The following is a 13125-nucleotide window of genomic DNA, read 5'->3' on the forward strand; positions in this document are numbered from 1 at the left end:
GTTCTATAAGATTCAATCTTCAAATAACTTAGCATAAGACACCTTAAAATAAAGTAGTTCTGGCGTGATTATGTTGAGTGTTGTATGAGATAAGCACTATTTTTTTGTGGTCGGAGTAGGGTAGTAGACCAGAATAGCGTAAGTAATTTAAACCTCCCTTGTAAGGTGGGCTTTTTGTTATTTATAGGCTTGTGTAGATTTTCGAGCGGCGTACTAATTTATATAATGCCTTAACAATTTATAATTTTATTCGGTTTTAAAAAATGAAAATTTCTAAAACTTTACTGAGTGTTATTGGATGTACTTGCTTTATGCTTAGTTCCACAGCAATGGCGAAAACCAACTCTGGCGTATATTCACCTCAAAAGGGCATAATTTGTGACAAGTATATTTGTGCTGACAAAAAAGGTGTCTCTAAAAAACTGACCGCTAAATACTTAGGTACTTATAAAGCGAACAAGGCCTTCTCTCAAGGTGATTTTGATACTTCTGCATTTACGCTTTCAAATGGTGTGTTCTGCGATACTAAAACGAAACTATGCCATGTTGATCGATACTTTGAGAATGGTCATCGTAGCAAAATTGATAGAACCATGACTGATAAACTTTTTAAAAATAAATGATTTTTGTCCTAATTCTACTTAAAAGCCCATAATATTTGGGCTTTTAAGTAGGTAATATGAGATAAATAGATTACTAATTAAAAACTATCTAAGCTCTGAAAAATAAGTTTTTACTTAGGTTTTCTGAATATATCAATAAAAACTAGTTTGATAAGTTGTATTACTGGCATTTAAAAAATTTATGGGTTTGCAATTATAATGACTATAACATTTGTTTTAATTGCAGTAGACTCCTAGCCTGCCAAATCCTTAATCATTATAGTGGATAGTAAGGCAAAACGATTATCGAATTAATTAGATAAACAGAGATTTTATTCAAAATAGTTAACTACCTGATGTCTGTCACTTATCGGATTTAATAAAAATATTTAGATACTTGTTTATACTAAGTGTTCAAAATAAAAACAGGATAATGATGTGAAAAAGATAATTCTAGCGACAATAATGAGCTTTGGTGGAATAGGGAGTACTTTTGCAGAATGTACTTATAACTTTGATGCAACGCTAACTCAATTACAATCTTTAGGTAATACTTCTATTCAGAAGTTTCCAAATATTACAGGAAATAAGTTTTCTTATAAGACATCTCAACAAAGTCCAATTTATGCGGCTTATAGTCAGGACTATCTTACAAGAGTATTAGCCGCAAATGATTCTCAGGCTTCGCTTTATACACGTGGTGACAAAATTATACCCACAACAGGAATTATAGCTTTTGAATATAAAATTAAAGTTCCTACACTAGGCAATACTGGTTATGTAAATATTTTCCCAACTCTTGCAGCAGGTATTATGCAGAATGGTAAGGCTGTGAATTTTTTAGTTGCGTACCAACATGGGCCTACGGTTAATAACTTTTATATTAAAACTACATCAAATGATAGCGCGGTAGTTTCTGATCTTTTTAACTTAGCTCCGGAAGTTACTTCTGATGGTTATCAAAAAATCGGTATCTATATTAATCAGAATTCTAATCAAGTTGGTTTAGTTTTTAATGGGGTTAACAAAGGTTATTTTGCTACTTTCCCATCCAAACTAGATAACTTATATTTTTCATTAACCTCTAATTTTTATGATTTAGCCGTAACTGATGTAAATAAAGATGTTTCGATTGAGTTTCTACTTGATCAATCAAAAATTACACAAACTTATCCGACTGGTACTAAAGATATTTGTGGAGTAGCTTTGTAAAAAGTCTGTTAAATTTAAAAAAATTCTCATCAGCCACTTTCGAGTGGCTTTTTTACAGTTAAACGAAAGTGAGATGAACAGAACAAATTATTCCTTATTTCTGCGAGGAATGAGTTTCAGTTCCAGATTATTAAGATCTATGATTTGATTAGATGAATCAACAAGCTTTAATTTTAGTTGATCATCTGAATTCTTCTTAAAAACTTTCACGACATCTTTATCTGCTTCAATAAAATTACTACCAGATTCAAGCATGGCAAGCAAAACAATATTTAGACTTTTACCTTTTTTGGTAAGTAAGTATTCTTTGCGCTCTCGTACACCCACTTCTTTATAAATTGATAGTTCAAATATTTCTAATTGAATGAGGTGTTTTAGACGATTAGATAAAATTTGCTTCGATATACCTGTATTTTCTAGAAAATCATTAAATTTCGTTACGCCATAAAAAGCCTCTCTTAACAATAGAATTGTCCATTTATCATTCAATATTTCAGTAATTTTGAAGATTCCGCATACATCTGCTGAAAACTTTTGATCTGGAATAATTTGATTTGACATCAGTGAGAGCTCCAACTAGTATAAGTCTATAATTTAGACCTAGCGTTAATTCAGGTAGTATTATGCCATTTATAAATATACAAACTATAGAAGGTTTACTCGATAAAGAGAGTAAAGCTGAGATTTTCAAACGAATAACAGATTTATTTGTAGAAATAGAAGGAAAGGGGAATCCTGCTTTTCAAGAGCATGTCTGGATTCGAATTGATGAATATCCACCTGAGCAGTGGCAATTAGGCAGCTTAAGGCCAACGAAGGAAATGATTGAGTTTATGACTTCAGCTAAATGATTGACTTAAAGCCCTACCAATTAGGGCTTTTATAATTGAGTATAGTTTTAATTAAAATATTTAAGCAAAGGTTTCTTTTTTCCGAATCATTACATGTTGTAATTCAATTATCATTCCTGAAATGACACTATTTAATTACTGATCAAATGATAATGTTAGTCACTTTACCTTTATCGCCTGATTTATCAACTTTTAATCTATTGATAAACATTATTTTCCTTTTCAAGCCAGGTGAGTTTTGACAAAATGCAACTTGTCACAATGGTCAATTCAAACCTGACAATCATTGATAGTTTAGTCAGGGTTTTGCAAGATTTTTGCGTGCAAAATACTTATTTATATGTAATTCAAGTGGTTGGAATAAATTTCTAATGGAAATGCAGTATAAGGTGTTATGTGTCTGTTTAGGAAATATCTGCCGTTCTCCCACGGCTGAAGTTGTTTTCAGACATTATTGTGATAAACATCAACTCAATGTCATTGTCGATTCAGCTGGAACAAGCAATTATCATCCAAATAAAGCACCTGATCAGCGTAGCCAGTTGCATGCTAAAAAAAGAGGCTATGACTTATCATCTTTACGTGCCAGACAACTTTCAACTCAAGACTTTTTAGATTTTGACTTGATTTTGGCTATGGATCATCAGAACTTTGAAGATATTCATGATTTGTTACAAAGCGCTATCTTTCAGTTTGGTAGCCATCAAATTCGAGCCAAAGTAGCATTAATGAGTGAACATGATCCTCAGTATCCAAAACAAGCTCTGCCTGATCCTTACTATGGTGGTGATGATGGCTTCGAGCGAGTACTTGACCAATGTGAATCAAGTACTCTGGCATGGATTAATGTCTTAAAAAAACAATTGAATGTTTAAGAATAGGTTTATCAATACAATGCAAATTCAAAATCAAGTACAGCTTAAGCCATTCAATACGTTGAGTTTAGATGTAACAGCTTCTCATTATACTAAGATCACTTCTGTTGAAGATATTAAAGAAGCTTTAGATTTTGCTAAAGCGCATGAGCTAAATGTACTTGTATTATCTGGGGGTAGTAATATGTTGCTGCCACAACAGATTAATGCGCTCGTGATTCATCTTGATATTCAAGGTATAGAAGTTTTATCTGAAGATCAGGATTTTGTTCGAGTTAAAGTTGGTGCAGGACAGATTTGGCACGATTTTGTTTTATATAGTACACAGCAGAACTGGTTTGGTTTACAGAATTTAGCCCTTATTCCAGGTTTAGTTGGTGCTTCACCTGTACAGAACATCGGTGCTTATGGTGTTGAAGTCGGTGAATTTATTGAGTCAGTAGAAGTCTATGACCGAAAACTGGAACAGACACAAGCTATTTGGGCCTCTGATTGCCATTTTGCTTATCGCCATAGTATTTTTAAAGATGATCCTGCGCGCTACATCATTACGCATGTCACCTTTAAATTACTCAAACAACCTCATTTAAAACTGAATTATGGTGATTTAAAGCAAGCAGTTGGAGACAATCTAACTGCCGAAAATTTACAAAATCAAGTTATCCATATTCGTCAAAGTAAATTGCCGGATCCCAAAGAATATCCGAATGTTGGAAGTTTCTTTAAAAATCCAATTGTAAATGCTCAAGAATTTGAACGTTTAATCACACAATTTTCAACAATTCCACATTATCCTCAAGCTAACGGTAACGTTAAAATTGCAGCGGGTTGGTTAATTGATCAGGCGGGCTGGAAAGGAAAACAGTTGGGTGTAGTGGGGATGTTCCACAAACAAGCGTTGGTTTTGGTGAATTATGCCAATGCAACTCTTGCTGATGTAAAGAAAACTTATCAGGCTGTACAACATGATGTTGATCAGCGTTTCCATGTTATGTTAGAACCAGAGCCTGTTCTTTATAACAGTTTAGGTTTAATTGAAAATCATACGGAATAGTTTTATGCCAAAAGTACACTTAATGGTACGTTTTGTACAAGTAGTTACTCTGCTATTTGTACTATTGGGCTGTTTCGTTGTTTTTTTATATTCGCCATTTTATTCAAAACTTATTGTAGCTGGGCTTAACTATTTTGTTCCAGTAGATGTAAATGAAGTGGCTGCAGAAAGCCAACGGAAAGCCGCATTAAGTGAACATGATAATTTAGAGCCTGGTTCAAATCTATGGATTGCTCATCAGGCTTATTTAAAGCTGACAGAAGATGCTTTACGTGAAAAAAAGACAGCTGATTTAGGTTATATACAAGAAAACTATAAGGCTTTGCAGCAAATTATTCTTCTACAAGAAAAGGAAGAAGAGCTAGAAGATGAAACGGCAGCTGTCAGTGTTCCTTTGGTTGCTAAAAATTCAGAAATTGATGCTGCTGATGAAGCAAGTGGTCCTATTGATGAGGCGCTTTTTATTAATAGTTCTGAAAATAAAGCTCTGACAGAACAATATACAGAGTTTTTAGCAAGAAAACCTATCGTGCCAGAACACCAAAATGCTGCGAGTGAGCCTGAACAAAAAATTGAGTATGTTCGTAAAAATCCTTTGCCGACGCAGCCTAAAAAGTTATCGGAACCTTATGCAATTGTAGTGTTAGGTGGTGGTTTAACTTTAGATAAAAATGGCAAAGATATAGTAGTTAATAGTTATACACGTTTAAGACTAGAAAAAACCTTAGAAGTTGAAAAGCAAAATCATCTACCTATTGTGCTGAGTGGTGTGGAAGCACCTTATATGCAAGCATGGTTAAAAGTGCGTGGTGTAGATGCAAAACTATTAGAAAATCGTAGTATGAATACCTGTGAAAATACTCGCTTCAGTTCATTATTACTTCAAAAGAAAGGGGGCGCACCTACAGTGATGTTGGTCACAGATGAATACCATATGCCGCGCACGCGTCGCCTATTTGCGTTGAATGGTATAGAGACGATTCCAGTTATTGCTCCAATGCCAACACCGCTTACACGTTGGCAACCGAGTATACAAAACTACGATCATAGTCGTCGTGCAAATTATGAATTACTTGCGACAATTCGTGACATGCTATTTGGTTCAAGTGATTGTCGAGAGGTGCCTTAATGTCTGAGATTCCATTTCTCAATCCTGCCGCATTAAAACAATTAGATTTACCGGTTCCTAACCGTGATCTCACTCCGCAAGTTTTAAGTCCGCTCAATTTAAATACATTAGAAGAGCCTTCTCGTGAACTTTTGGCATATCGTAAATTATATGGTTTGCATTTACTCGACTGTGATCATTGGCAAGGCTATGTTCAAATGCCTTTATTTCGTCTACATGTGCAAGTTTTTAAACCTAAACTAGACAAAATACAAGGAACCGTATGTTTATTGCATGGTTATCTGGAACATAGTGGAATTTATCAGCCAATCATTCGGGAAATCCTTGAGCAGGGCTTTAGTGTGATTACCTATGATTTGCCGGGCCATGGTTTAAGTAACGGTTCACCAGCAAGCATTCAAAATTTTGATCACTATCAGCAAGTTTTAATGGCAGTTTATCAGTATGTAAAACATGCAGATCAATTACCTAAGCCGTGGGTCGGTATAGGGCAGAGTACGGGTGGAGCAATTTGGATGCATCACTTGCTTGAATATGCAGAAAAAAGACAAGATCCGATTGTTGATAGAGTTTTGCTGCTTTCACCTTTAATTCGACCAGCTAAAACAGCATGGTGGCATAATCCGGTAGGGCTAGGCATTATTCGCCGTATTAAACGTCAGGTTCCTCGACATTTTAGACGTAATAACCATAATCCTGAATTTTTACGATTTATTCGTTTAAAAGATCCATTACAGCCACGTATGATGGGCATGGACTGGATTTTGGCAATGTCAAAATGGATGCAGGAAATGGAAGAACGACCACCTTGTCGTATTCCTGTTTGGTTAGCGCAGGGTGCACTCGATCAAACGGTAGACTGGCGTTATAACATTGAGTTCATTCGTCGTAAATTTAGACTTCAAACTTTATTAATGTTGGAAGAAGGCTCCCATCAATTAATTAATGAACGTGCAGATATACGTGCAGCCCTAACTGGTTTAATTCCCGCTTTTTTACATGCAAAGCCTAAATATTTTTACTATTAAAAATAATGCATCTATCTTCTAGTAGGAGATAGATGCGAGGTATTAGATAAAAGCTACTTTATTTTGCATTTTGATAGAGTTGTACAAAGTTTTGATAAACGGATGATTGCTTTTGCGGGGTATACATATTGCGCTCAATGATACCTTTGTCTGTTTTAACTAAAACGTTAATGTTTTTAGCATTTTTAAATTCTTGTAAGAATTGACTTGGAATAATAAAGTACGTGGTCGAGTGCTTAGGAACAAAGCGACTCACATTAGTTTTCTCAGTAGCTTGAGCTGGTTTATAACTAAATTGTTTGCCATCAATGTCAAATACTAATGAATTAATATCATAGAAGTTATAACTACTACTTAAATGAACATCGACACGAACTTGATTTTTCTGTTTTTCATTCCATTTAACCAATAAGCTTGGACAAAGTTCTGTAGGTAAGCAATTGAGCTGTCCAGCTGTTTTTAACTCTGTTGTGGCGGTTTGAGTATTAGATTGATAAGAGGTCGTACTACACGCTGTTGTAAGTAAACAAGCTCCTAATAAAAATAGCGTTTTTTTCATAATTTAATTCCTATAAAAGTGGAGTTAATCGTATTTATCTTCGTAGTCAGCAGTCTTTGATTTTTTAAAGAGTTTTTGGACTTAAAAAAGTAAATGGTTTTGCAATTTTAAAGTCTGAGGTCGCATCACCCGCATAGATATGGCTTTGATCAGGGCCTAAATCAAGTCTACGTGTTTGACCATCTTTAAAATTTATTTTCTTCAAGTCGACCCAAAATATATTTGGAGATAAAGCTGATTCAAAAAAATAAAGCATCTGTTTATGGTCTGCAACAGTTCTCCAGCGAGTCGAAGAAATATTAGGCTCTTCATGTGTATTTAATCCATAGGGAACAGATGCATTGCGTATAACACTAAATACAGATGCTTGAGCTTGTTTCATATCATCGTTTTTTGGAATCGCATTAATATAAAACGAAGCGCGGGCAAAACGATCAGAGGCACGGTTTGTACCAGGAAGCATAACGGTACCACCAATTTGTTTCCAATATTCAGCAAGTGCAAGCTGTTTATCAAATGTAGGAGAGTTGGTCATAACTTGATAACTGCGGCTGTGATGAATCACTTGTTTTCCGCCAATATATTCAATAATTGCGCTATCACCTGTTTTGTCGGAAATAGATAAATGTAGTGTCGTTAGTCTCGTTTCACCCGGAACGCTATCTGTCACGATTGTATAGGGTTCTTTCTCGAGAGCTTTAACAGCTTCATCAACAGTTGCGAAATTATCAAGTACATATTGTGCCCAAGCGGCAATGCTGAGTAGCGGTTTATTAGATTTTTTAACATCGGGATATTGGGACTCGACTAACCATAAGACATTAGCAACTAAGCCAGCCTCGTTCATTCCATCGGTCGTTGAGACTTCATAACCCGTTGCAATAACGCTGCCATATTTAGACGTCCATTTTATTGAGTTGGATCCTGCACTTCCATCACGAGCAATGCCACTCGGTAAAATCCATAAATTTGTACCTGTATCAACCTTCCAGTCCATTGAACGAGCAGTAATAATATGCTGGTTATTACCTAAATATACAGCGCGTGTACATGCGGTTGCATAGCTAGTTAAACCTATTGCAAAAGCCATAAAAGATGGAATAAATGCTTTTTTAAACATGATTGGACACCTTCTTGTTATATCATTTTAAAAATATTTATTTAGTAAATTTAAAAATTTGTACAATATTTATACTTTTATATTATGTGAAAAATAGATTAAATACAAATCAATATCAGTATGTAATTTAAATAAAAATCACACATTAATTTAAAAAATAGAAGGGCATCACAATATAATTGCAATGCCCAGATTATAAAATTAATATGAATTAAAAGTGATTGGCATCAGCCATATTCCACATACGATAATAGAAATTATCATCATCACTATTAAGCTCGGATTGTAAAAGTTCGCCTTCTTTTAAGAAAAAATGCAATTGAGCATAGTTCTTAATTTCACGGTCATTTACTCGTTGAGCCAAATGGTGGGCTTTAATATCTGAAGGGTGGCGTAAACCTGCTGCAGCTATCATTTCTGATAAAGCATGTAACGTATTTTTATGGAAGTTAAATACACGTTCTGATTTGGTCGGTACATCAATCGCTTTTTGACGGTCTTTATCTTGGGTTGCTACACCTACAGGACATTGGTTGGTATGACAACTTTGAGCCTGAATACATCCAACTGCAAACATAAAACCACGTGCCGAGTTAACCCAGTCTGCACCTAATGCAAACGTGCTAGCAATATCAAATGCACTAATGATTTTACCGCTCGCACCAATCTTAATTTGATCTCTTAAACCCGCACCCACAAGAGTATTGTGAACAAAACGTAGGCCTTCACGTAATGGTGTGCCAATATAGTCACTAAATTCGATTGGTGCTGCGCCAGTACCACCTTCAGAACCATCGACAACAATAAAGTCTGGCACAATTTTTGTTTCAAGCATTGCCTTTACAATGCTCATAAACTGCCAAGGTTGGCCAATACACAACTTAAAACCAACAGGTTTACCACCAGATAATGTGCGTAACTTTTGTAAAAAGTGCATCATTTCAATTGGGGTTGAAAAACTTGAATGTTTTGCAGGAGAAATACAGTCGTGGTCACGCGAAACACCACGAATTTCGGCAATTTCAGCAGTAATTTTATGTTTAGGTAAAATACCACCATGGCCCGGTTTAGCTCCTTGCGAAAGCTTAAGCTCAATCATCTTGATTTGTGGTAATTGAGATTGCTTAGCAAATTTTTGCTCGTCAAATTTTCCATCTAAGGTTCGGCAGCCGAAATAGCCACTGGCAATTTGCCAAACAATATCACCGCCATTTTCTAAATGATAAGGGCTTAAACTCCCTTCACCCGTATCGTGATAGAACCCGCCTAATTGTGCTCCTTTGTTTAAAGCGCGTATTGCATTGGCACTTAAACTACCAAAGCTCATAGCAGAAATATTCATAATAGATGCGCTATAGGGCTGAAGACATTGAGCATTACCAATTTGAATACGGAAACTCTTAGGATCTGCTGGTGGGCATGGACTGATAGAGTGAACAATAAAACGATAATCTTCTTGATATACATCAATGATTGACCCAAAAGGCTTATCGGCGTTTTCATTTTTAGCGCGTTGATAAACCAAACTTCTTTGCATACGCGAGAAAGGTAGGGCATCTTGATCTGCTTCAATAAAGTATTGGCGAATTTCAGGGCGTATATCTTCAAATAAAAAACGGAAATGTCCCATAATTGGGTAATTTCTTAAGATAGAGTGTTTATTTTGCAAGACATCATATAAGCCCAGTAAACTCAAAGCACTAGTGACAACCCATAAACCGTTAAGTAGCGTATCTGAAATGAAATAATAGATACTATGCGGAGTATAGACGGTTCTAAACCATGTAATACTGAGTGCAGTAAAAATACATAAGAACCAGAGAGAATGGCGTGAAAAGAATGTATTGAGAAATTTATGTCGAATAATTTGTGCTGGACTCGCCATATGTGAACAAATTCCTAATGTTTTACTGGCACATACATTGCCAAGAAGCAACTAAAACTACAAGTATGGAATTGTTAGTTATACAAACAACGGGGTAAATCAGTTAACATTTCTATTTTAAAGTGAACTTTATAAATTTTTTATAATTTGGCACTTAATAGGATTTTATTTAAATATAATCATTCAAGTTTAAGATATTTTAAATAAGTTTAAAATTTTAACTTAAGCACTTAAAGCTATATATAATAAGTTTAAATTATTTTAATAATATAAAATTTATACTTATTATATATATTAAATTTTATGATTTTACTTAAATCCAGTTTTTTTGATTGTATATAGTTTAGTCAAAGAGTGAATTTTTAAATTAATAGTTTCGTGTTTTTTTAATTTTTTTGATAGTATTTGTCAATTGAGAGAGTGTTTTCAATAGATTTTATTAGAACTATATAGCTATAGCATTTTAAAAAATTAAGTAAGGATCTGAAATGAGCTGGAAATTATTAACATTTTCTGTTTTTTTTACTGATATTTTTTTATTAGTTTTAATGTTTTATCTTGGTTATGACTTCGAAACTTTTAAAAAAGTAGCTTTATTCGAATCCTTACTGGTCGCCGTGGCTATAATTTTTGATGCATTAGAGAAAAAAAAGAAACCTATTTTTCCTGGTAGTATCGTCTATCCATTATTAGGACTTTTATTCATTTTAGGGTTTACACCTATCCTTGATTTTTTTGCAGAGCGACCTAAAGGCTTCCATAGTTGGGATATAAAAAATATCTTGATGATGAGTGCGAATAGTGAAAATTATCAATTTAATAAGCTTGCTTGGTATGGTAAAGCATACGTGCAACTAGGCTTTGCCATGGTTGGTGGAATATTAGGTTTCATATTTCATTTGGTATTTAGAAATAGTTAAGTAAAAAAGTCGACCTGTTGCCATTCAATTTTTTACAACCTTTAAGTTAAGAAAAACTGTCAAAACCCACATCAACTACTTAGAATTCTTATTCATAGAATCCTTCTTTCTTATTCATTTGAAATATATAGATTAAACAATAGCTTACTTTTTAGTCTATGATTATCAAGATAAATTTAAATAAATTATAAAATATAAAAAATGATGGTAAAATTTAACTAATGAAAATATATTATTTTTTTATAAAAACTAAAATAAAGTGCGGAAAAATACTGGAAAATGATAGAAAAAGTGGTATAGACCATATAAAACCTAATAATTGAGAAATCCATCTATGTGTGAATTGTTAATAGATATTTAAAATGAAACTAATGTAAGTGTTTTTGTTGTTTTTTTGTATTATTCGCGACCAGTAGAGTAAAAAAATGACGCTTTGAAAAAACAGTCAAAAAAGCTAGTGATTGGATTGGGGAAGGCTAGTTTTTACATCTATTAATTTTATTGGCGTAATGTAAAAAAGGTTTCCATCATGAAAAAATCTCTCATTGGTTTGTCAGCGATTGCTATGGGTTTAATGTCTTTCAATGCCGCAAATGCTGCAACGGCTACTGGTACATTGACTGTTAAAGCTACAATTACAAATAGTTGTGTTCTAAATACCTCAGCTACAGGTACAACTGCTAATGCAGTTTTAGATTTTGGTACTTTAAGTTCTCTTGCAAGCAATGTAGATGCTGATACGACTACTACAGGCGGTACTGCAATTAAGGTTCTATGTAACAACACTGTGCCATGGACTTTAGCTTTTGATGCGGGCAAAAATGCTCAAACAACCCAGCGTCGTATGATTGGTGGTGCAACAAGCAACGAATATATCCCTTATAACCTTTTCTCTGATACTAACCGTGCAACAGCAATTGGTATTGCAACGAGTGCGTATAGCGGTACAGGTACTGGTGCAGTACAAACAGTGAACGTGTATGGCCGTATTCCTGCTGGTTCAGTGTTGCCAAGTGCTGGTGGCTACGTTGATACAGTGACTGTGACTGTAACTTACTAATTTTAATTAAGTTCGATTCACTGTTGTCGCTAGCTCTTATTTGAAAGAGCTAGCTTAATTTGAGAAAAGTAATGCTGGGCAAATCATGAGAAAAAATATCTTTGTTGTTACAAGTTTATTGTTATTTTTGCCTAGTATGCTAAATGCTGCCTCAATACGACTTTCGCCTGTAAATGTTGAAATATTGAGTGATCAGACAGCATCCTCAATCAGTTTATATAATCAGTCAAATGACAGTGCTGATTTACAGGTACGTATATTTGAATGGACTCAAAATGCTGGACAAGATCAATTAATACCTACAGATGACATAGCCATTAGCCCACCTTTTTTAAAATTACAACCTAATGATTCCTACAACTTAAGAGTAGTTCGAATTAAGCCAGAAGCTATTTCCGGTGAAAAAACCTATCGTATTATTATTGATGAATTACCAAAGCCTATTGATAGTCGTAAAGCTTCTCAAGGCGTAAATGTATTACTTCGTTCGTCATTGCCTGTATTTGTGGTCAATAAAGATGCAATCACCAAATTAAATTGGTCAATACAACACGAGCAAGATAATGCTTACCTTACGGTGACCAACGTTGGTAATCGCCATGCACTTTTAAATAATTTAATACTTGTCGATATAACTGCAAATAAAAGTTATCCGATTAAAGTAAATACAGTAAATGGTTATATTCTTTCTGGAAAATCAAGAAACTTTAATATTAGCCCAGATTTTAAATTTCAAGCGAATCATAAATATAATATTTCTTTGAATATTAACGGTAAGCAAGCATCTCTTTAAAGAGGCACATATGAAATATCTCGTAAGTGCTTTATGT

14 protein-coding genes are annotated in these 13125 nt (G+C 34.3%); 10 read left to right on the forward strand and 4 right to left on the reverse strand.

The features are described from left to right. Positions 1-263: 263 nt before the first annotated feature. Positions 264-623: a YcgJ family protein gene (locus ABLB96_RS09795; protein WP_348898174.1), complete on the forward strand. Its 360-nt coding sequence runs from the start codon at positions 264-266 to the stop codon at positions 621-623. A 417-nt stretch (positions 624-1040) separates the two neighbouring features. Then, positions 1041-1814 carry a DUF4882 family protein gene (locus tag ABLB96_RS09800; RefSeq protein WP_348898175.1) on the forward strand — a complete coding sequence of 258 codons (774 nt, stop codon included), beginning with the start codon at positions 1041-1043 and terminating at the stop codon, positions 1812-1814. An 87-nt stretch (positions 1815-1901) separates the two neighbouring features. Here the strand turns inward: ABLB96_RS09800 and ABLB96_RS09805 are convergent, their stop codons facing one another. Continuing rightward, positions 1902-2375 carry a helix-turn-helix domain-containing protein gene (locus tag ABLB96_RS09805; RefSeq protein ID WP_348898176.1) on the reverse strand — a complete coding sequence of 158 codons (474 nt, stop codon included), beginning with the start codon at positions 2373-2375 and terminating at the stop codon, positions 1902-1904. A gap of 62 nt (positions 2376-2437) precedes the next feature. Here ABLB96_RS09805 and ABLB96_RS09810 point away from each other — a divergent pair, with 62 nt between their 5' ends. From ABLB96_RS09810 to ABLB96_RS09830, 5 genes are all read left to right on the forward strand, one after another. Then, positions 2438-2665: a tautomerase family protein gene (locus ABLB96_RS09810; RefSeq protein ID WP_348898177.1), complete on the forward strand. Its 228-nt coding sequence runs from the start codon at positions 2438-2440 to the stop codon at positions 2663-2665. 371 nt (positions 2666-3036) lie between these two features. After that, positions 3037-3540, forward strand: a complete 504-nt coding sequence (locus tag ABLB96_RS09815; RefSeq protein WP_348898178.1) for a low molecular weight protein-tyrosine-phosphatase — start codon at positions 3037-3039, stop codon at positions 3538-3540. A 19-nt stretch (positions 3541-3559) separates the two neighbouring features. Next, on the forward strand, positions 3560-4594 hold the full coding sequence (gene murB / locus ABLB96_RS09820; RefSeq protein WP_348898179.1) for a UDP-N-acetylmuramate dehydrogenase: 1035 nt from the start codon (positions 3560-3562) through the stop codon (positions 4592-4594). A gap of 4 nt (positions 4595-4598) precedes the next feature. Continuing rightward, a complete protein-coding gene (locus tag ABLB96_RS09825) occupies positions 4599-5723 on the forward strand; it encodes a YdcF family protein (RefSeq protein WP_348898180.1) in 1125 nt (374 codons plus the stop codon). Further along, positions 5723-6751 (forward strand): alpha/beta hydrolase, encoded by a 1029-nt coding sequence (locus tag ABLB96_RS09830; RefSeq protein ID WP_348898181.1) that lies wholly within the window; start codon positions 5723-5725, stop codon positions 6749-6751. The genes ABLB96_RS09825 and ABLB96_RS09830 overlap by 1 nt, the downstream gene beginning before the upstream one ends. A gap of 58 nt (positions 6752-6809) precedes the next feature. Here ABLB96_RS09830 and ABLB96_RS09835 read toward each other — a convergent pair whose 3' ends face one another. The 3 genes from ABLB96_RS09835 to ABLB96_RS09845 all read right to left on the reverse strand — a co-directional run bounded on the left by ABLB96_RS09835 (position 6810) and on the right by ABLB96_RS09845 (position 10315). Then, positions 6810-7313: a hypothetical protein gene (locus tag ABLB96_RS09835; RefSeq protein ID WP_348898184.1), complete on the reverse strand. Its 504-nt coding sequence runs from the start codon at positions 7311-7313 to the stop codon at positions 6810-6812. A 61-nt stretch (positions 7314-7374) separates the two neighbouring features. After that, a complete protein-coding gene (locus tag ABLB96_RS09840; protein ID WP_348898182.1) occupies positions 7375-8430 on the reverse strand; it encodes a linear amide C-N hydrolase in 1056 nt (351 codons plus the stop codon). A gap of 211 nt (positions 8431-8641) precedes the next feature. After that, positions 8642-10315, reverse strand: a complete 1674-nt coding sequence (locus ABLB96_RS09845) for an FMN-binding glutamate synthase family protein (RefSeq protein WP_348898183.1) — start codon at positions 10313-10315, stop codon at positions 8642-8644. A 488-nt stretch (positions 10316-10803) separates the two neighbouring features. Here ABLB96_RS09845 and ABLB96_RS09850 point away from each other — a divergent pair, with 488 nt between their 5' ends. The 3 genes from ABLB96_RS09850 to ABLB96_RS09860 all read left to right on the forward strand — a co-directional run bounded on the left by ABLB96_RS09850 (position 10804) and on the right by ABLB96_RS09860 (position 13088). Continuing rightward, complete coding sequence (locus ABLB96_RS09850) at positions 10804-11235, forward strand: hypothetical protein (protein WP_348898562.1); 432 nt, start codon at positions 10804-10806, stop codon at positions 11233-11235. A 529-nt stretch (positions 11236-11764) separates the two neighbouring features. Next, positions 11765-12295 carry a spore coat U domain-containing protein gene (locus ABLB96_RS09855; RefSeq protein WP_348897368.1) on the forward strand — a complete coding sequence of 177 codons (531 nt, stop codon included), beginning with the start codon at positions 11765-11767 and terminating at the stop codon, positions 12293-12295. 85 nt (positions 12296-12380) lie between these two features. Further along, positions 12381-13088 (forward strand): fimbria/pilus periplasmic chaperone, encoded by a 708-nt coding sequence (locus ABLB96_RS09860; RefSeq protein ID WP_348897369.1) that lies wholly within the window; start codon positions 12381-12383, stop codon positions 13086-13088. Positions 13089-13125 lie beyond the last annotated feature (37 nt).

The organism is Acinetobacter sp. XH1741 (assembly GCF_041021895.1).
GTDB lineage: Bacteria > Pseudomonadota > Gammaproteobacteria > Pseudomonadales > Moraxellaceae > Acinetobacter.

Excerpts from the sequence above, each read along its gene's own strand:
- ABLB96_RS09795 (WP_348898174.1), top strand. The coding sequence starts at position 264 with ATGAAAATTTCTAAAACTTTACTGAGTGTTATTGGATGTACTTGCTTT.
- ABLB96_RS09805 (WP_348898176.1), bottom strand. The coding sequence starts at position 2,375 with ATGTCAAATCAAATTATTCCAGATCAAAAGTTTTCAGCAGATGTATGC.
- ABLB96_RS09810 (WP_348898177.1), top strand. The coding sequence starts at position 2,438 with ATGCCATTTATAAATATACAAACTATAGAAGGTTTACTCGATAAAGAG.
- ABLB96_RS09815 (WP_348898178.1), top strand. The coding sequence starts at position 3,037 with ATGGAAATGCAGTATAAGGTGTTATGTGTCTGTTTAGGAAATATCTGC.
- murB (WP_348898179.1), top strand. The coding sequence starts at position 3,560 with ATGCAAATTCAAAATCAAGTACAGCTTAAGCCATTCAATACGTTGAGT.
- ABLB96_RS09825 (WP_348898180.1), top strand. The coding sequence starts at position 4,599 with ATGCCAAAAGTACACTTAATGGTACGTTTTGTACAAGTAGTTACTCTG.
- ABLB96_RS09830 (WP_348898181.1), top strand. The coding sequence starts at position 5,723 with ATGTCTGAGATTCCATTTCTCAATCCTGCCGCATTAAAACAATTAGAT.
- ABLB96_RS09840 (WP_348898182.1), bottom strand. The coding sequence starts at position 8,430 with ATGTTTAAAAAAGCATTTATTCCATCTTTTATGGCTTTTGCAATAGGT.
- ABLB96_RS09845 (WP_348898183.1), bottom strand. The coding sequence starts at position 10,315 with ATGGCGAGTCCAGCACAAATTATTCGACATAAATTTCTCAATACATTC.
- ABLB96_RS09850 (WP_348898562.1), top strand. The coding sequence starts at position 10,804 with ATGAGCTGGAAATTATTAACATTTTCTGTTTTTTTTACTGATATTTTT.
- ABLB96_RS09855 (WP_348897368.1), top strand. The coding sequence starts at position 11,765 with ATGAAAAAATCTCTCATTGGTTTGTCAGCGATTGCTATGGGTTTAATG.
- ABLB96_RS09860 (WP_348897369.1), top strand. The coding sequence starts at position 12,381 with ATGAGAAAAAATATCTTTGTTGTTACAAGTTTATTGTTATTTTTGCCT.